At 48.6% G+C, this 18,113-nt stretch carries 18 protein-coding genes; 7 read left to right on the top strand and 11 right to left on the bottom strand.

Annotation, left to right across the window (positions count from 1 at the left end):
* Window positions 1-69 precede the first annotated feature (69 nt).
* The 6 genes from H5985_RS07505 to H5985_RS07480 all read right to left on the bottom strand — a co-directional run bounded on the left by H5985_RS07505 (window position 70) and on the right by H5985_RS07480 (window position 7,240).
* Window positions 70-2,406, bottom strand: coding sequence for a S8 family serine peptidase (locus H5985_RS07505; RefSeq protein ID WP_205050696.1), 2,337 nt, complete (start codon window positions 2,404-2,406; stop codon window positions 70-72).
* Window positions 2,407-2,548: 142 nt separating this feature from the next.
* The gene (locus tag H5985_RS07500) at window positions 2,549-2,983 is read right to left on the bottom strand and encodes a rhodanese-like domain-containing protein (RefSeq protein ID WP_205050695.1); all 435 of its coding nucleotides are present in this window, start codon (window positions 2,981-2,983) and stop codon (window positions 2,549-2,551) included.
* Between the two features lie 117 nt (window positions 2,984-3,100).
* On the bottom strand, window positions 3,101-4,453 hold the full coding sequence (locus H5985_RS07495; protein ID WP_205050694.1) for a dicarboxylate/amino acid:cation symporter: 1,353 nt from the start codon (window positions 4,451-4,453) through the stop codon (window positions 3,101-3,103).
* 125 nt (window positions 4,454-4,578) lie between these two features.
* Window positions 4,579-5,202, bottom strand: a complete 624-nt coding sequence (locus H5985_RS07490) for a YigZ family protein (protein WP_205050693.1) — start codon at window positions 5,200-5,202, stop codon at window positions 4,579-4,581.
* 74 nt (window positions 5,203-5,276) lie between these two features.
* Window positions 5,277-6,911: a chaperonin GroEL gene (groL, locus tag H5985_RS07485; RefSeq protein WP_205050692.1), complete on the bottom strand. Its 1,635-nt coding sequence runs from the start codon at window positions 6,909-6,911 to the stop codon at window positions 5,277-5,279.
* Window positions 6,912-6,952: 41 nt separating this feature from the next.
* Window positions 6,953-7,240 carry a co-chaperone GroES gene (locus H5985_RS07480; RefSeq protein ID WP_205050691.1) on the bottom strand — a complete coding sequence of 96 codons (288 nt, stop codon included), beginning with the start codon at window positions 7,238-7,240 and terminating at the stop codon, window positions 6,953-6,955.
* 181 nt (window positions 7,241-7,421) lie between these two features.
* Here H5985_RS07480 and dacB point away from each other — a divergent pair, with 181 nt between their 5' ends.
* Window positions 7,422-8,840, top strand: a complete 1,419-nt coding sequence (gene dacB / locus H5985_RS07475) for a D-alanyl-D-alanine carboxypeptidase/D-alanyl-D-alanine endopeptidase (RefSeq protein WP_205050690.1) — start codon at window positions 7,422-7,424, stop codon at window positions 8,838-8,840.
* Window positions 8,841-8,907: 67 nt separating this feature from the next.
* Here the strand turns inward: dacB and H5985_RS07470 are convergent, their stop codons facing one another.
* Window positions 8,908-9,744, bottom strand: coding sequence for a pyridoxamine kinase (locus H5985_RS07470; protein WP_205050689.1), 837 nt, complete (start codon window positions 9,742-9,744; stop codon window positions 8,908-8,910).
* Window positions 9,745-10,381: 637 nt separating this feature from the next.
* Between H5985_RS07470 and H5985_RS07465 the strand changes: the two genes are divergently transcribed.
* The 4 genes from H5985_RS07465 to H5985_RS07450 are packed head-to-tail and all read left to right on the top strand — an operon-like array spanning window position 10,382 to window position 13,301.
* Window positions 10,382-11,134, top strand: a complete 753-nt coding sequence (locus H5985_RS07465) for a basic amino acid ABC transporter substrate-binding protein (protein ID WP_205050688.1) — start codon at window positions 10,382-10,384, stop codon at window positions 11,132-11,134.
* Window positions 11,135-11,175: 41 nt separating this feature from the next.
* Window positions 11,176-11,910 carry a basic amino acid ABC transporter substrate-binding protein gene (locus H5985_RS07460; RefSeq protein WP_205050687.1) on the top strand — a complete coding sequence of 245 codons (735 nt, stop codon included), beginning with the start codon at window positions 11,176-11,178 and terminating at the stop codon, window positions 11,908-11,910.
* A 22-nt stretch (window positions 11,911-11,932) separates the two neighbouring features.
* Window positions 11,933-12,595 carry an amino acid ABC transporter permease gene (locus H5985_RS07455; protein WP_205050686.1) on the top strand — a complete coding sequence of 221 codons (663 nt, stop codon included), beginning with the start codon at window positions 11,933-11,935 and terminating at the stop codon, window positions 12,593-12,595.
* On the top strand, window positions 12,582-13,301 hold the full coding sequence (locus tag H5985_RS07450; RefSeq protein WP_205050685.1) for an amino acid ABC transporter ATP-binding protein: 720 nt from the start codon (window positions 12,582-12,584) through the stop codon (window positions 13,299-13,301). The genes H5985_RS07455 and H5985_RS07450 overlap by 14 nt, the downstream gene beginning before the upstream one ends.
* Window positions 13,302-13,359: 58 nt before the next feature.
* On the opposite strand, the gene H5985_RS07445 is transcribed toward H5985_RS07450, so the two are convergent.
* The 4 genes from H5985_RS07445 to H5985_RS07430 all read right to left on the bottom strand — a co-directional run bounded on the left by H5985_RS07445 (window position 13,360) and on the right by H5985_RS07430 (window position 15,541).
* Entirely contained in the window at window positions 13,360-13,848 is a 489-nt protein-coding gene (locus H5985_RS07445; protein WP_205050684.1) for a pyridoxamine 5'-phosphate oxidase family protein, read from the bottom strand.
* A gap of 14 nt (window positions 13,849-13,862) precedes the next feature.
* Window positions 13,863-14,177: a quaternary ammonium compound efflux SMR transporter SugE gene (gene sugE / locus H5985_RS07440; protein ID WP_205050683.1), complete on the bottom strand. Its 315-nt coding sequence runs from the start codon at window positions 14,175-14,177 to the stop codon at window positions 13,863-13,865.
* A gap of 76 nt (window positions 14,178-14,253) precedes the next feature.
* Entirely contained in the window at window positions 14,254-14,550 is a 297-nt protein-coding gene (locus H5985_RS07435; protein ID WP_205050682.1) for a hypothetical protein, read from the bottom strand.
* A gap of 232 nt (window positions 14,551-14,782) precedes the next feature.
* The gene (locus tag H5985_RS07430; protein ID WP_205050681.1) at window positions 14,783-15,541 is read right to left on the bottom strand and encodes a carboxymuconolactone decarboxylase family protein; all 759 of its coding nucleotides are present in this window, start codon (window positions 15,539-15,541) and stop codon (window positions 14,783-14,785) included.
* Between the two features lie 287 nt (window positions 15,542-15,828).
* On the opposite strand from H5985_RS07430, the gene H5985_RS07425 reads away from it, so the two are divergent.
* Entirely contained in the window at window positions 15,829-16,761 is a 933-nt protein-coding gene (locus H5985_RS07425) for an AraC family transcriptional regulator (RefSeq protein ID WP_205050680.1), read from the top strand.
* Between the two features lie 49 nt (window positions 16,762-16,810).
* The gene (locus tag H5985_RS09605) at window positions 16,811-17,971 is read left to right on the top strand and encodes a metallophosphoesterase (RefSeq protein WP_205050679.1); all 1,161 of its coding nucleotides are present in this window, start codon (window positions 16,811-16,813) and stop codon (window positions 17,969-17,971) included.
* Window positions 17,972-18,113 lie beyond the last annotated feature (142 nt).

Genomic DNA, 18,113 nt, shown 5'->3' with positions numbered 1-18,113 from the left:
TGAGAAGATTGAACTTCTCAGGGGAAAATTGCATTAACCTGAATTAAGACAGGTTATTAATCAGACTCACTATTGTTTGGTAACACTCACTGTCAAGGTATTACCGTCTTGGGAGACCGAGACCTTAAGTGATTCATCGGTTGTCATCGGACGGTATTCACCCTTAATTGAGGCGCATGTAACCGAGGCAGTCACTGTTTGACCGGCTTGCAATGCTTGTTGCACGGCAGGGTCGGTCAGGTCAATACCGACTTGGCCTTCTGCGAAATTCAAAGTACCTTGGCCGAGGTTAACGGCTTGTCCCGGCACCAAAAGATAGGTACCGTCTTCTTCAATGGTGACATCCACTGAGTGGTCAGCCTTAGCGTCGGCAACGTGCTTGCCGGTTTGTGTGACGGTGTCGACAAAGGTGTTGACAATACCGAATTGGCCACCCTCAACAACGACCTTGCCGTTAGCATGATTGGAGCCCGAAACGCCGAACGAATCAATAAAGCCCAACAGGGTACCGCCTTTAACAACTGTACCGCCGCGATAGACATTGTGGCCGGTCAAGACCAATGTGCCTGTGCCGTCTTTAACGAGCTTGCCGTCATAGCCGTCGGTGCCTGCTTGAGTCTTTTGCAAGCGTTCACCGATTGCTTTGGCGCGTTTTTGATAGTACTGCGCACGCCACTTGCGAGCATCGGCAACGGAGATCGAATCGTCTTCAACACCGACAACGGTCACGTGATTGCCGACTAAATAAGCGCCGCCCACTTTTTCGGGTTCAGCCCCGGCTTCATAAATGACGCCTGAATTTTCCGTGTCTTTACCGTTTTTGGTAATGGCCATCCATTGACTTTCTTCTTCACGGCGTTGGTCCCAACCGACCTGCGTGATGTCATTGGTCCACACATCAAGCGCTCTTTGATTTTGTGTGTACTCAAGCGTACCCAGTAATTGAGCCGGACCATACATGGCTTTACTTAAGTCAGGCGTACCCCAACCCAAACGATCGGAAACTTGACCTTCTTTGAGGTTCTTATCCCAACCGTCCATGAGTGTGCCGTCAGGATTGTGATGGTTGGCCGTTGAGAACAGCACCGTGCGGGCTTGAACAGCAGTCATGTCAGGATAACGGGAAAGAATCACGCCCATTGAGCCCGTGATGTGAGGTGCAGCCATGGACGTACCCGTGAGGTATGAATAGTAGGGTGTTCCAAGCGGTGTACCTTCTTTGACGAAGTTGCCTTCATCGTCGGTTTGACCGGGGATGAAGTAGTCACCGTCGACCACGGAGGAACTGTAAATATGAGCGCCCGTGCCCGCAATGGCCCACCATTTGCCGTTACCGGCTTCGTCAAACTTGGTGATCAAACCATATTTGGCCTTCGCCCCCTCGCCTGAGAGTTTTTGAAGACCGGCTGCTGCAATCCAATGACTTTCTGCTTCAGGATTGAAGTACGGATACAGAGCCCGATAGTACGGGTGCTTCATATCGCGGTTACCCGTTGTCATCACTTGCACCGTGTTGCTGTTTTTGACGGCGTCGTAGGCCGCATCAACAAAGTTCTTCTCTCCTTCATAAACTTTTTGGAAGAGGAAATATTCATACTCAGTTTCTTGAGTCGTATTTACAGGCAACATGTCGGAGACATCAAAGCCGTCAGCCCCGTTGACTTTACCGTTGGGAACGATGCGGGTGTTGGTGCCGAAACTGTTATTGATGACCTGTGCGCCGTCTTTAACTAAATTACCCCAGCCCTGATAGAAGAATTCATAGTCAAGGAACGGACCGTAGTTACTGGAGTCCGTGCCACCCGTGTTGCCGGAATAAAGTTCTGAACCCCAGGCCACACCGTGGAAGACCGAGCCGTCACGGTTACCGGCAATGGTACCTGCAACGTGCGTGCCGTGAGAGTCGTTGACGTTAACGATCCAATCACCGGAGACATCGAAGGTTTCCCCTTTTTCATAGGTGGCATCAAATTGTTCTGCTGCGCCTTGGGGGTAACGATTTCCGGAACGGCTGTATTGACCCTTGGCGGTCGTCGCATGGAATCTCTCACCTCTTAAGTCAGGGTGCGATTGCAACAGAGCACCCGAATCCATGACACCAAGCTTGACTCCTTGACCATGAAAGCCCAAAGCATAGGCATGGTCAGCCTTCATAGCGGTCAATCCCCAGTCTTTTTTAAATTCAGGAGTTTGCCAGGAACTAATCGCTTTGGTGACTTGAGTGGGGCTTTCGGCGACTTGCCCTTTTTCCACGTAGGCTTGAGCAGGAGAGGCTAAGAAAGCCGCCAGGGCAACCGCAACGGCCAAGACACACGTTTTTGGTTTGCCGTGAGAGCGACGGGCCTCATCGGTCACCACGTAGGTTTGGCGAGCTTCGTTCCAAAGAGTCTTGAATTGCTTGTTCATAGATCCTCCCTAAAAAATCAATGAGATAAGCACTATTACCTACGTTACTCTTATGTCAACGAGTGGCCTATTGGAAGAAACTCTTAGAGGAAGTTTAAAGAAGAGAGGACCCAAAGTCGGCCCTCTCAAGCTATTGATCTATTTAGTTTTTGGGGGCGTTTTCAAGTTCGTAAGGCCACTGCAGGATGCCGTACATGTTGTAGACATGTTTGTAGCCGGTTGCTACCAAAATCTTAGAGGCGTTTTCCGCTCTGACGCCGCTTCGGCAATGCACAAGAACTTTTTGATTAAAGTCGGGGGCAGCCGTTAATTTGGCTCCCGGCCTGAGCGTCTGAAGAGGAACATTGACGGATCCTTTGATGTAGCCTTCAGTAATGCGTTCAATCGGGTTTCTCACATCAATAACAACGACGCCCTCTTTAATCATCTCTCGGGCAACTGCAGGCACAACCTTTTGGTACGCAGGATTTTCAAATGTCAAAGGAGTGGCTGGTTGGGGATCAACCGGTTCAAGAGCAAAGGCCGTGCTGCAAAGCAGCACTGAACCGAGTAAGGCAGAAATAATTTGGATACGCATGATTTCTCCTTTTTGATTGAAGCTATAGAGAATATAACGCAGCAGTTTCTTCAGTGAGTGTCTTGCAAGTTGACCGAATGGACAAAACGAAGCCGCCCGAAGGCGGCCCGTTGAGAATTAACGATTGGTGTAATCGTCAATAGGAATGTACTTTAATTCCTGTGTATCACGGAATACCTTCGGTTCAGGCAATTCAGGCATGGCAGGAATCTTGGCATCGGTTTTACCCAGCACTGCGTGAAGTTTTGTTTCGTCGAGTTCTTTGCACCACTTACCGACCACAATGGTGGCGATACCGTTACCGATGATGTTGGTGAGGGCTCGAGCTTCAGACATGAAGCGGTCGATACCCAGAATGAGCGCAAGACCGGCAACAGGCACGTGACCGACAGCTGAAAGCGTAGCAGCCAAAACAATAAAGCCTGAACCGGTTACACCCGCAGCGCCCTTACTCGTTAAAAGAAGCACAGCCAAAAGCGTGAGCTCTTGCATAAGTGTCATTTCAACATCACAGGCCTGAGCAATGAACACAGAAGCCATGGTGAGATAAATGGCGGTACCGTCAAGGTTAAAGGAGTAGCCGGTCGGTACGACTAAACCGACAACAGATTTACTCACCCCGGCTTTTTCAAGCTTATCCATAATCTTGGGTAGAGCCGATTCTGAAGAAGAGGTACCTAAGACGATTAAGAGCTCTTCTTTGATGTAGCAGATGTACTTCCAGACGGAGAAGCCTGCCCAACGGCAGATGGCACCGAGTACGACAAAGATAAAGAGCAGACACGTAAGGTAGAACGTGCCCATGAGTTCGGCCAAAGGCAGAAGCGATTGCACACCGTACTTGCCGATCGTAAAGGCCATGGCACCGAACGCACCGATCGGAGCGACCTTCATGATCATGTTGACGATTTGGAAAAGGATGTGCGAACTCTTTTCGATGACGTCGAAGACAAGGGTGCCGCGACCGCCGAATTTATGCAGGGCAATCCCGAAAAGTACGGAGAAGAAGAGAACCTGCAGGATGTTGCCTTCTGCAAAAGCGCTCACCACCGTGTTGGGGATGATGTTCATCAAGAACTCGGCCGTCGATTCCATCTTGTCGCCTGAGGTATAAATGGCAACAGAACCCGCATCAAGTGTCGCCGGATCAACGTGCATACCGCGGCCCGGTCCAAAGGTATTCACAAGGACAAGACCTACAACGAGAGCGATGGTACTGACCACTTCAAAGTACAGGATGGCCAAGCCACCGGTTTTGCCCACTTTTTTCATGTCTTCCATGCCGGCGATACCGGTCACGACCGTACAGAAAATGACGGGGGCAATAATCATTTTGATCAATTTGATGAAACCGTCACCGAAAGGTTTCATCGAAGCGCCGATATCCGGGTAGAAATAACCCAGCAAGACGCCGATGATGATCGCACAGATCACCTGGAAGTAGAGAACTTTATAGATCGGTTTTTTCATATCCGTCCTTTCTTAAAGGGCGGGTTCTTCCATCTCGTTTATCGTTTTTGGGAGATCAGAAGCCCACAAGGGTTGTAAAGATTTGTGTCAAAATTGACGCACGTCTAGGATTGTACGGGTTTTCCCTACAATTTTTCAATAAGCAAAGCACCTGATGTCTTTTGAGTCAGCGATTCAATCAGGTTTTCGGTTTGTGTTTGAGGAACAGAAACGGTGAAAGTGGCATCGAGCCCAAAGTCTTTTTTGATGATTTGAGCCTGATGGGTTTCAAATTCACGTAAAGCAATGTTGACAAAGGGGTGTTCAAGTGTGAGCTGTAAACGGTCACAAGGAACCCTCTCGGTTGTAGGAAGTGTTTCAAGTCCTAATTTGACCGAACCCTGATAGGCGCGTACCAGACCTCCGGTGCCCAACAAAATTCCACCGAAGTAACGTGTCACGACGGCAGCGATTTCGCCTACACCGCAATGAAGCAAAACGGTGAGCATCGGGCGGCCGGCCGTTCCTTTGGGTTCTCCGTCGTCGCTTGCGCCGACCTGCACGGTACTGCCGGGCTCGCCTGCAGCAAAAGCCCAACAATTATGAGTGGCCTGAGCGTGCTCTTGCTTAACTGAGTCAATAAAGGCCTTGGCCTCTTCAAGTGTACTCACCCGTGCCATCGTTACGATAAAGCGCGAACGATGGATGGTTTGCTCCGCGCGGTGAATTTCACCGGGCGCCAAATCGGGAACTAAGTAACGCTCAGCCATAAGTCAGACAAAAACCGGCCCGGGAAAGCATTACCTTTCTCGGGCCAGAATCATATTACACGGTCAACAACCGATTACATCATCGGCATGCCGTCCATGCCGCCCATGGCCGGAGCCACCGGTTGCTTGTCTTCAGGAATATCACCGATCATGCAGTCGGTGGTGAGGATCAAGCTGGCAACAGAAGCAGCGTTTTGCAAGGCCGTACGGGTAACCTTGGTCGGATCCAAGACGCCCATGGCAACCATGTCACCGTATTCGCTCGTTTGAGCGTTAAAGCCGTAGTTGCCTTCACCGTTAGCGACAGCGTTGACAACGACGCTCGGTTCGAGACCGGCGTTACCGACGATTTGACGCATCGGTTCTTCCATAGCACGCAACACGATCTTGATACCGGCGGTTTGTTCTTCGTTGTCGCCCTTTAATTGAGCCACAGCCTTTTGAGCGCGCACCAAAGCCACGCCGCCTCCCGGCACCACGCCTTCTTCAACAGCAGCACGGGTAGCGTGCAAGGCGTCGTCGACACGAGCCTTCTTTTCCTTCATTTCAACTTCAGTAGCAGCACCGACCTTGATCAAGGCAACGCCGCCGGCCAACTTGGCCACACGTTCCTGAAGTTTTTCACGATCGTAGTCGCTCGTGACGCTTTCGATTTGCGTACGGATGTTCTTCACACGGGCTTCGATCATTTCGGGATTACCGGCGCCGTTGATGATGGTCGTATTTTCCTTATTGACTTCAACGCGCTTGGCTTGACCCAAGTGTTCGAGCGTAGCCTTATCAAGCGACAAACCGATGTCCTTGGTCACAAGCGTGCCGCCCGTGAGGATGGCGATATCTTCAAGCGTGGCCTTACGACGATCACCGAAGCCCGGGGCCTTCACGGCGCAGACCTTCAGGATGCCGCGCAAGCTGTTCACCACGAGGGTAGCGAGAGCTTCGCCTTCCAAATCTTCGCAGATGATCAAGAGCGGACGACCGGCCTTGGCCACTTGTTCGAGGATCGGGAGCAAATCACGGATGTTGCTGATCTTTTGGTCATGCAACAAGATGTACGGGTTTTCCAAGACGGCCACTTGCTTGTCCGGATTTGTGATGAAGTACGGAGAGAGGTAACCGCGGTCAAATTGCATACCTTCAACAACGTCCAATTCGTTCTTCAAGGACTTGCCGTCTTCAACCGTGATGACGCCTTCCTTACCGACCTTTTCCATGGCTTCGGCGATGATTTCGCCGATTTCGGTGTCGCTGTTAGCGGAAATAGAGCCGACCTGAGCGATTTCCTTGGTTGTGGTCACGGGCTTGCTGATCTTCTTCAATTCAGCGATGGCGCATTCAACAGCCTTATCAATACCACGCTTGAGGTCCATCGGGTTCATGCCGGCGGCCACAAACTTCATGCCTTCCACAACGATGGCTTGAGCCAAAACCGTAGCGGTCGTCGTACCGTCACCGGCGTTATCGTTGGTCTTGGAGGCGACTTCACGCACCATTTGAGCGCCCATGTTTTCGAACTTATCCTTGAGTTCGATTTCGCGGGCAACCGTCACACCGTCTTTGGTAACCAGGGGGCTGCCGAAGTTACGATCCAATACAACATTACGGCCCTTCGGACCCAAGGTCACTTTAACAGCGTTAGCCAAAACATTGATGCCACGAACCATGCGGACGCGGGCATCATCACCAAAAAGAACTTGCTTAGCAGTCATGGGTTATTACTCCAACTAATAAATCTGTACTTGGCGGAAAATTATTCCAACACGCCCATGATGTCTTCTTCGCGCATCACGAGCAATTCTTGACCGTCAACCTTGACGGTTTGGCCGGCATACTTACCGAAGAGTACGCGGTCGCCCACCTTCACATCCATCGGGATGATCTTGCCGGAGTCATCACGCTTGCCGGGACCGACGGCCAACACTTCACCTTGATCAGGCTTTTCACCGGCGCTGTCCGGAATCACGATGCCGGCGGCAGTTGTACGTTCACTTTCCAGGCGCTTGACGATCACACGGTCGTGCAGAGGACGAATTTGCATTTGGAATGTCTCCTAACAATAAATTCAAAATCGATACTGAAATGACCGAATGCGGTCATTTTTTGCGGGAAATTTCTTGTCGATTGCGGGACAATATGCGCAACCCCAATGAATTGTTCCCTAAAACTAATGCTTCATATGGGGACAGTTTTTTGGTTTTCAAGGGTAAGGATAAAAAAAGATGAAAAAAGTCTTGGCGGCAGGGTTGTTTTCTTTATTAACCTATTGTTTTTCAATGGGAATGGCTTGTGCGCAAAATTTTCTTCCTGTTACAGTTAAAAACGCTTTGACTTCTTCGGGACTGTCTTTTGAACAGCTTTCTGTCAGTCTGATTCCTTTAGATGGCGGAAAACTCAATTTAAGTTGGCGCGATCACGTCAAAGTTCAACCCGCCTCAACAGAAAAAATGATCACAACCCTTGCGGCGCTCGAATTGTTGGGCCCGGATTGGCGATGGAAAACCTCTTACTCGTACACAGGAACAATTGAAAACAAAACTCTGTCGGGAACTTTATTTATCAAGGGAGGAGGAGATCCCAAGTACGTCAGTGAGACTCTTTGGCGTGATCTTTCCCGCTTGAAGTCTTTAGGTATTGATCGTATCGAAGGCAATGTGGTGATTGATCGATCCTATTTTGAGAAAGAGCGTCAGGATCCGGCCTTTAAAGACGATTGGGACAGGCCTTATACGGCACCGGCCGATGCCGCTCTTTTAAATTACCGCTCAATTGCTATGACGATTACGCCTGAAAAGGACAGAAAACAGGCAACGGTGACTGTTGTGCCGCAACTGATCGGTTTGGTGACGCCTTCGAGTGTCAAGATGAGCAGACAAAAGGGATGTGTGCGGTGGCGTCAGGCTCTGGAACTTGACTTGGACGATCCCCTGGAACCCGAATTTGACGGAGCCCTTCCTTCAGGATGTGATGAGAAGGTTTTAGCCTACCTTGCTCCCGATGCCAATCAATATTGGGAAATGTTTTTAAGAACCGTAGCCTCTCAAGTGGGCCTTACTTGGCAGGGAGAGGTTTTCGAGGGAATTGCGCCGGCAGAGTCCAAGCTTTTATTTGATGTTTGGTCAGAGGATTTGGGCACAATCGTTAAACTCACCAATAAATTCAGCAACAACGTGTTGGCCAAACATATTCTTTTATCTCTGGCAGCAAAGGACAGCCCCGGAATTCCCGCCAGTTACGCCAGAGCGCGGGCTATTGTTAACCAATGGTTGCAACAGAGGGTTGGGATTGGCGCAGGCGAAATCCTGTTGGATAACGGTTCGGGATTGTCCAGGCAGGCTCGTGTGACAGCCCGTGCAATGACTCGGCTTATCTCCTACGGATGGAAGAGTCCGCGCATGCCCGAGTGGTTGGCTTCGTTTCCGATCTCGGCCACAGACGGCACAATGTCCAAGCGTCGGGTGGCGCCGGGCTATGCTTATATCAAGACCGGGTTGATGAATACCGTGAAGTCGGCCGGCGGCATAATTCAAGCCAGAAGCGGGAAGCGTTATGCAATTTTTGCTGCGGTTCAAGGTAAAAAAGCCACCGAAACCGATGCGCCGATTGATCGCTTGATAGAGTGGGTGTATTTGCAAGGGTAGTGCGAAATTTCAAAGACCTGAACTATTACAGAAAAAGGGACTTGAGCGGTCCCTTTTTTGTAAAGTATCAGTCAAAGAGGTGTTTTAAGCACGGCTCAACCTGAACACCTTCTCGATAGTCGCTGCCGCTATCGTAAGTGTATTGAATAGCAAGACTGACAAAACGCATCGCAGCCAATACGGCGTCACTCAAGCTTTTGCCTTGCAGCATAGCGCCGGTCAGCACACTGGTGAAAAGATCGCCCGTGCCGCATGTAGCAAAGGGAATACGCTCTGTACTGTGCTCGGCAAATTCTCCGCTTGAGGCATCAAAGCAGGCTACTTTAATTTGATTGTCCGCAGCGGGCACACTGGTGATGACCACTTTTTGATTTTTACGTGTGGCCAGTTTGCGGCAAAGTGTTTCGAGTGCATCATTGTCGGGAATGCTCGTTTCGTAGGCAAGATCAAGAAGCAGACAGGCTTCCGTGTAGTTCGGGGTAATGAGGTCTGCCTGTTGCACGAGGGAGCGCATATTAACGACAAAGTCGGCGTTCAGAGTTGGGTAGAGCTTACCGTCGTCACCCATGGCGGGGTCGACAACGACCAAGGCATTTTTCTTCCCACGGGCAAAACGGGCAACGGCTTCTTTGACGATGGCAATTTGGTTCACATCGGCAAGAAAGCCGCTGTAGATACAGTCATAGGTGAAGCCGAGTTTTTCCCACTTATCCATAAAGCCCGTCATCTTGGAGCTGAAGTCTGAAAAAGTAAAGTCCCCGTAAGTGAAATTGTTGCTGAATAAAGCCGTGGGGAAAGGGCACACCTGCGAGCCCATGGCTGAAATAACAGGTATGGCAGCTGTGAGCGAGCAGCGACCGAATGAGCACAGATCGTGAATTGCAAGAACACGTTTAGTAGCCATAATCACAGTACCTTTCAAACATAAAAGGGAAAGAGTCTTTTCTTAAAGAACGTAGTCTAATCATATTTGGTACAAAAGCTTGTTTGAAAAATAGGCAAAAGGTTGTACCACCAAAAAACAAAAACTTTGAGCTAACGCAAAAGAAAAATTAGTCGACAAAAATTTAGAGACAGCACCGCAAAGAGTTCGTAGCCAGAAATTTATAACTAATTGATTAAAAAATAAAAAACTAAGTTTAAACTTAAAAATCTCAAATATATTTTTATTGAATTGGCGGGTGGCTATCCCTGAGATACAGTTCTTATTGAGGACCTTTCGACAAACCGCGTTCAATAATGTTCGTATATTTTCAGAGATTTTCTTTTCGAGTTTCTGATTTTTTAGATTTTTGGTACTTTGTGTTGAGTTTGGTCGTTTTTGGTGTATTTATTGTCGACATTTTGTTGAATGTCTTCGACCATTTTTTCTTCCAAGACTCGTATACATTGACTTGTGAGAGTCAAAGGAATCAATAAACTGTCACCTCACAATCCGATTTTTATCAATCGGTTACAACGAAATACGGACTGGCGGTGACGGCGCACGGGATTGAAACTGAGAGCGAATCACCGATTATTTTTAATTAGGAGAAATAAAAATGACCTTCAAAGCAAAAATGACGGCTCTTGCAGCTGTATTGGCTGCTACCGGTGTATTCGCTCAAGCTCAGGCGGCTGAAGTTTATAACGTAGGCTCGAACATGGCTTTTGCCCCGTTTGAATATGTTGATGAAAACAATCAACCGGCCGGTTTCGAGATGGAATTGATTGTGGCCATTGCCAAGGCTCAAGGCGCGGAAGTTAAATTAAACAATGTACCTTTTGACGGTTTGATTCCTTCGTTGCAAACCGGTGCTATTGATATCGCCATGTCCGGCATTACGATTACCGATCAACGCAAGCGCCGCGTGATTTTCTCTACTCCGTACTATCAATCGGGTTTGGCTGTGATGGTGCGGGAAGCCGACAAGGATAAGTACAAGACAATCGACAGCATCAAAGGAAAGGCCTTGTGCGCTCAGATCGGCACGACCGGAGCCATTACCGCACGCAAGTTCTCCGGCAAATTGGTCAAGGAATTCAATAACGCTCCCGAAACATTCATGGAATTGCAAACGGGCGGTTGCGAAGCGGTGGTGCACGACAAGCCCGTAATGGACTACTATATGGCTCGCCGCGGAACCAAGGGCGTATATCGTTTGCCTGAAGTCCTGTCGGCAGAAGACTATGGAATTGCCGTTGCTAAGAACAACCAGAAACTGGCCGATTGGCTCAATGTCGGTCTGGAGAAGGTTAAGGCAAGCGGTGAATACGACAAAATTTACACCAAGTGGTTCGGCGCTCAAAAGTAGTTGACCGTTTGGGATGAGATGGTAGAAAGGACAGCAAAATCATGAAAAAGATTTTACTTTCATTGGCAGTGGCAGCAGCGATGGTAACGGGAGCCCACGCAGCAACGATTAACGTGGGAACAGAGGCTACTTTTGCTCCGTTTGAATTCATGGATGAACAAACCAAAGAGCTCACGGGCTTTGATATGGAAATTATCGAAGCGGTAGCCAAGGAAATGGGCGATGATGTTCGCATCCAGAATATGGGCTTTGATGCGCTCATTCCGTCTTTGCAAACCGGCATCATTGATGTGACGGTGGCTGCGATGACCATTACGCCTGAACGCCAAAAGAGAGTGGACTTCACGAATCCTTACTACCAATCCGGTTTGGTGATCATGGTTCGTAAGGACGATTTGAGAAAATATAAGGACTTTAACAGCCTTGAAGGTACTCGCCTTTGTGCTCAGATCGGTACGACCGGAGCCATGATGGCCAAACGTGTTAAAAACGCCAAGGTTACGGAATTTAACAGCATCACCGAAGCCTTCATGGAACTGAAGGCAAAGGGCTGTGAAGCCGTGATTAACGACAAACCGGTGGTGGATTACTACCTTGCTCGCCGTGGAGACGGTACGGTGACCACTGTTCCGCAGGTTTTTGATGCGGAACACTACGGGATGGCTGTCAAGCAAGGCAACAAGGCTTTGGTTGAAAAACTCAACGAGGGCCTCAAACGAATTCGCGACAACGGCGTCTATGACAAGATTTATGCCAAGTGGTTCGGCGCCCATTAATTAATACAACAGACAGGAAAAAATGTTTGACTTTCAACTAATCATTGACTCTCTTCCCTTGCTTTTCCAAGGGGCCTGTGTCACCGTGCAAATCACGGCAATCAGTGTGGGCTTGGGGTTGTTCTTTGGCCTGTTCATCGGCATTGCCCAGATTTCACGGGTGGCTATTTTCAGAGTCCCGGCGAAGATTTATGTGGACTTTTTGCGCGGCACGCCGCTCTTGGTTCAGATCTTCATGATCTATTTTGCGTTGCCGATGTTAATCGGTACCCGCATTGATCCTTTTATTGCGGCGATTGTGGCCTGCAGTATCAACAGTAGCGCCTATATTGCAGAAATTTTCCGTGCAGGCATCCAGTCCATTGACAAGGGACAGATGGAAGCGGGTCGCTCTTTGGGCCTTAATTGGTCTCAGACGATGCGCTTTATCATTATCCCGCAGGCCTTTAAGCGCATTATTCCGCCGTTGGGTAATGAATTTATCGCCATGTTGAAGGACTCTTCGTTGGTGTCGGTGATTGGTTTCGAAGAATTGACCCGTCAAGGCCAATTGGTGATTGCGAGTACTTACGGTGCCATGGAAATCTGGACGGCCGTTGCTTTGATTTACTTGATTATGACCATGCCTATTACCCGTTTGGTCGCTTATTTGGAAAAGAGGTTCAAGTCAAATGATCGTAATTAAAGACTTAAAGAAGGCCTTCGGCGATCATGTCGTCTTGCCTTGCGTGAATATGGAAATCAAAGAACGCGAGGTGGTGGTGATTATCGGGCCGTCAGGATCCGGTAAGAGCACGCTTTTGCGCAGTATCACGCACTTGGAGCAGCCCACGGAAGGTAAGATTTTCATCGATGGTGAAGAAATCGATGACAAGACCAACATCGACCGTATTCGCGCGGAAGTCGGCATGGTCTTTCAGCACTTCAATCTGTTTGAGAACATGACGGTGCTGCAAAATCTCACCTTGGCTCCGATTCAGGTGAGAAAAATGAGCAAAGAAAAGGCCGAAGAGATTGCTTATCGTCTTTTGGATAAGGTCGGTCTGAGAAGCAAAGCGGATCAATACCCTTCGCAACTCTCCGGCGGTCAAAAGCAACGTGTGGCCATTGCCCGGGCATTGGCGATGCGACCGAAGGCTTTGCTGTTCGATGAACCGACATCTGCCTTGGACCCGGAAATGGTCAAGGAAGTGCTCGACGTTATGAAGCAGTTGGCCAAGGAAGGAATGACCATGGTGGTGGTCACTCACGAAATGGGCTTTGCCCGTGAAGTGGGCGATCGGGTGATATTTATGGACGGCGGCAGCGTTGTCGAAGAAGGTACGCCTGAGCAGATCTTTAATCACCCGCAGCACAACCGCACCAAGGCTTTTTTATCAAAAGTTCTTTAGGTTGACGCAGGTCTGACAAAACCGGGGACGCTTCCTTTAGGAATCGGCCCCGTTTTTATTAGTGCTTATTAACGAGTTCAATGGATTCTTTGCCTGTGATGTGATCAATTTCAATGTCGATCACAGCGAGGTAGTGAATTTTTTGTCTGGCCTCTTCCATCCCTTTTTCAATAAAGTCCGGAGCAAATTTTTGTGCGAGAAGCTCAAGGACATGAAGTTTTTCTGCCTCATCAGCAATGAGTCGAGCCGTACCGAAAACAATGACACTTCTGAAGTAGCTTGTGAGCTCTTCCGGGTGAATTTCGTCTTGTTCAATCACACAAAGTGAAACTTTCGGGTTGGCTTTGATGGCGGCAATCTTGTGACCGATCGGTGCGCTGTGAATGTAGATGTGGTTATCGGTATAAACGGGGCTTACCGGGACAGCGTATGTATAACCCGAAATATCGTCTCTGATTGCTAAAACAGCGTTGTCGGTTTTAGTCAATATAGAGAGAGCACGTTCATCGGAAATTTGCTGAAGGCGTCTACGCATGGTTGGAAACATATCTGACTCCTTTATTAGTAGGTGAGCTTAAGGCCGATGATGCCCACAAGGATAAGCCCAAGGAATAAAAGCCTTAATAAACTGGCGGGTTCATTAAAAAGAATGATCCCGAGAATAGCCGTACCCATAATGCCGATACCGGTCCAAACGGCATAGGCTGTACCGATAGGGATCGATTTAAGCGATTGAGCCAGCAGGAAAAAACTTGCGACCATGACCACAATAGCGGTGATCGAAGGGAGGAGACGGGAAAAACCGTGGGAATATTTAAGGGCAATAGCCCAACCGATTTCAGTGAGGCCGGCCAGAAATAAATAGATCCAAGCCATAGGGGATTGATCCTTTCTGTGGGGCCGTCCCCGATGGTGCAAAGAGCGGTCGTCCGCTGAGGCTGCAGTATAGCAATTAATTGGCTTGCAAAGCGGTCATTTTGACCGTATTGCAGATATCCAAAGCGCGCATGGCGTAGTAGGTGCTTTCCAGATACCGACGGTAGGCAAGGCCGCATCCCACCACACCGTCATGAATTCCGGACATGGCAACGCTTTTGAGGTACCGGACAAGCTCTCGGAATTCTTTTGCCGAAAGCGTCAAGCGTTTCGTGAACTGACTCAGAAAAGATGGTTTGGAGCCTTCAAATGTATGTCCCTCACAGGCCTTCATAATCAGTTGGGCTTCTTCGCTTTTGAATTTGAACTGCATGATGATTGCCTCTGTTTTTTTGGTGATTTCAGTGTCTCAAATTTCGGTAGATATATCTTTCTCCAGTTGTTAAGAATCATTATTTTTGAGTAGAGGCTGGAGATTTTTGCTATTGTTTTTCAATGAGTTAGAAGGGGTTGATGAGAACTTTTTTTTGCAAAAGTATTAAATCTGACACAAATGTTTGCAAAGCGCCCGCCAAAGAGGCGGGCGCACCATAACAGGGGATGAATTATTTTGTGATTTCGTTAACAACTGCCAGCGCATTTAACGTTCTCGGGAACCCGATATAGGGCATGGCAACCATGATCGTATCAATGAGATCCTGACGGGTGTTGCCGACGCTTAAATTGCCTCCTGTGTGGGCTTTGAGCTGCGGCTCGCATCCGCCCAGGCACATGATGGCCGTAAAGGTAATCAATTCACGAGCTTTCAAATCCAGTCCCTTGCGTGTGTAGAAATCACCGAAGCAGTACGCAGTCAATGCCTGCTTGTTGATGTAGGCAAGTTCTGCAGGTGTCGTGGCGTGCATCTTATCAATCGCTTCACCGAAAATTCCTTTCTGTACAGCCAGTCCTTTGTCAAACCGATTCTGGTTATTGACGGTACTTTGAGAGGCCGGTGTGGGATTTTGTCCCAAAGTTTCTAAAGCTGCATTGACCTCTTCAAGAGCGCTTTCCACTCGGGTGATACCGATATAAGGAGCACATTGGTAAAGCGTTTCTTTAATTTCCACCACGCTCATACCGGCTTTGAGAGCATCTTCTGTAGCTTGAGCTAAACGAGTCTCTGCGGTCATCGTTGTCAGCGCAGCCAACGTTACCATCGCGCGAGTTTTGGCTGGCATTTTGCCCGCTTTGGGCATTTCGGTTTTAAGTAAGTAGTCTTCAATGGCAGTAAAGTCCGGATCAGTTTTTGCCAAATTGTTTGCGGTAGCGGGTGAGGCTACGGCCTGTGCGGCAAAGGCCGCAGGAATAATAGAACCGCTCATCAGTAAAGTCCTTCTTTTCATAAAAGTCTCCGAGTTCGGAAGTGGTCAAGAAATAGTTTAGGTTCGGTACGTTTTTCAAACTGCTGTTTCTTTTGCAAATTCTTGCCTAAAAATAGAAATGACTCGAATTCAGTGAAAATGAGTGGAAATGTGGTTTTAGGTAAAAAATATTCGTGTAATTGTTGTAAAAAACTGTAATGAAAGAGAAATAGGCAAAAATAAAAGTTGTTTTTCAGTGGTTCAGAATTTCATTAATTGCCGATAATTGGCATCAGAGAGGTGTCATTATGCAAAGCGAAAAACTTGAAAAAATCAATGCTGAACTCAAACAGATCATGCTTGAAAAGGTTCATAAAATCGGAACATTTCAAACAGATATTCCCGGATTGTCCCTTTCCCGTCGTGAGCAGGGCAATTGTGAGGGTGCCAGTATTTACTCGACGAGTTTGGGCTTTATTGTTGATGGAAAAAAACGCTCCGTAATCGGTGATAAAGAGTATGAGTACGGTAAGAACGATTGCTTGGTTGTCGGTGTAGATGTACCGGCATCGTTTTGTACCATAGGCGCCACACACGACCATCCGTTTTTATCGATCAGTGTAGAAATCGATCGAGCGGTTTTGTCTGAGCTCATCATGCAGTTGGAGGAAATCCACGGATTGCCCGAAGGCATGCCTAACGAAGCACTTTGCGTAGGTACTGTGGATGAAAATGTGTGGGAAACGGTGCTGCGTCTGATGCGTCTTTTGGATAATCCGGTTGAAGCAAAAGTCCTTGCTCCGATGATTATTCGGGAAATTTATTTCCGTGTACTGCAGACACCACTGGGTATGAGTTTGCGTGACTTTAATGCCAAGCAGGGGGCAAGTGCCCAGATCGCACGAGCGATTGCGTGGTTAAGAGAAAACTACGCCTCGCCCTTGAGCGTGGCGCAACTGGCGGACAACGTTCATATGGGAGTCTCCACCTTTCATCGTCACTTCAAAGAAGTGACGTGTATGACTCCCTTGCAGTTTCATAAGCGTTTGCGTCTGCATGAAGCCAAGCGTCTGATGTTAACTGAAAAGATGGATGCAACAACCGCCTGCTATGCGGTCGGTTATGAAAGTCCGAGTCAATTTAATCGGGAATACAAACGGCAATTCGGTCGTCCCCCTTATCGCGACATTAAGCAGCAAAGGGAATTGATCAGGGGTAATCCGGGCGCTACTCTCCAATGAAGCAGTTAAAATACTGCCTGCATTTTTGTTTCTTGGTTAAGGATTGCCGGTGATCAACATCCTGATGATTATTTCGCTTGTCTTGGCGGGCTATGCCATATTGAGTTTTGTTTTGCCCTACAAAACAAAGTGGTACGTGAAAGTGGGCTGGTCGCTCTTTTTTCTGGCGATCAGCCAGAAATTCACGTATTACTACTACGTGGGCGGACACATGTTTAATCCGCAATTGCCCGAGACCACTCTCATTATTTGGGAAACGCTCTTTAACATCATTTTGGTGTTAGTGCCTTTGCTTGTCGTTAAAGACGTGCTTTTTTGGGTGGTTAAATTCGTCAATAAAGCCACGCATTCAAACATTCCCTGGCCTTTGACTGAAGCGAAAAACCGTTGGCTTTTGATGATTTTTTCTGTTGCTGCAGCTATTTCCGGTACACACTATGCGCTCACTGTGCCGACCGTCAATCATGTACAGATCACCGTTGATCGATTACCGGCGGAATTTGACGGCTATCGTATCGTGCAGATGGCCGATCTTCATGTCGGCCAGTTGTTAAAGCGCCCGTGGCTTGAGGCGGTGATTGATACGGCTAATGAACTCGATGCCGATGCGGTGGTGCTTGTGGGCGATATGATCGAAGGACCCGAGTCGGAGCTGGCTTCAGAAGTGAAAGCGTACGGTCTTTTGAAATCCAAAGACGGAGTTTTCGGCGTAACGGGTAACCATGAGTGGCACCATGGGGCTGCACCTTGGGTGAAGTTCTTTGAAGAAAATGGTGTGCAGATGCTTGAAAATAAGCATCATGTCATTACGCGAGGCGATGCTCAGTTAGTGATCGCAGGTACCACTGATCGTTCCGCCGTGCGCTACGGTGCTCATGGACCGGATTTGAAGATGGCGCTTGATGGTGCTCCTGATGCAGCCACCGTTTTACTGGCGCACCAACCGACGGGAGCCCGACAATTGCAGGGAGTGGATTTGCAATTGTCCGGTCACACCCACGGGGGCCTCTACGCCTTAATGCAGCCATTGGTAGCTTACTTCAACGACGGGTTTGTCTCGGGCTTATATCAGGTTAACGCTACGACTCAACTTTATGTCAGCCGCGGCACGGGACTTTGGACCGGTATGGCACTTCGTGTCATGTGCCCCTCGGAGATCACGGAAATCACTCTGAAAGCCAGTCCGTTTACGATGATGAAAGAACAATAGTTAAAAAGAAGGCGGCCCTAGCGGGCCGTTTTCTTTGTGTGCCTGGCATGGCACTTAATCTAACGGGTGAAAGTCCCGAGGGCGGTAAGTAGCGACAAGCCCATAGCTAACGGCAAGGGTGTCCACTGCGAGGTGGAATCTG

Source organism: Parasutterella secunda (genome assembly GCF_016901835.1).
GTDB lineage: Bacteria > Pseudomonadota > Gammaproteobacteria > Burkholderiales > Burkholderiaceae_F > Aphodousia > Aphodousia faecavium.
Note: the sequence above shows the minus strand (reverse complement) of the source record. Positions and strands in the feature narration are given on the sequence as shown.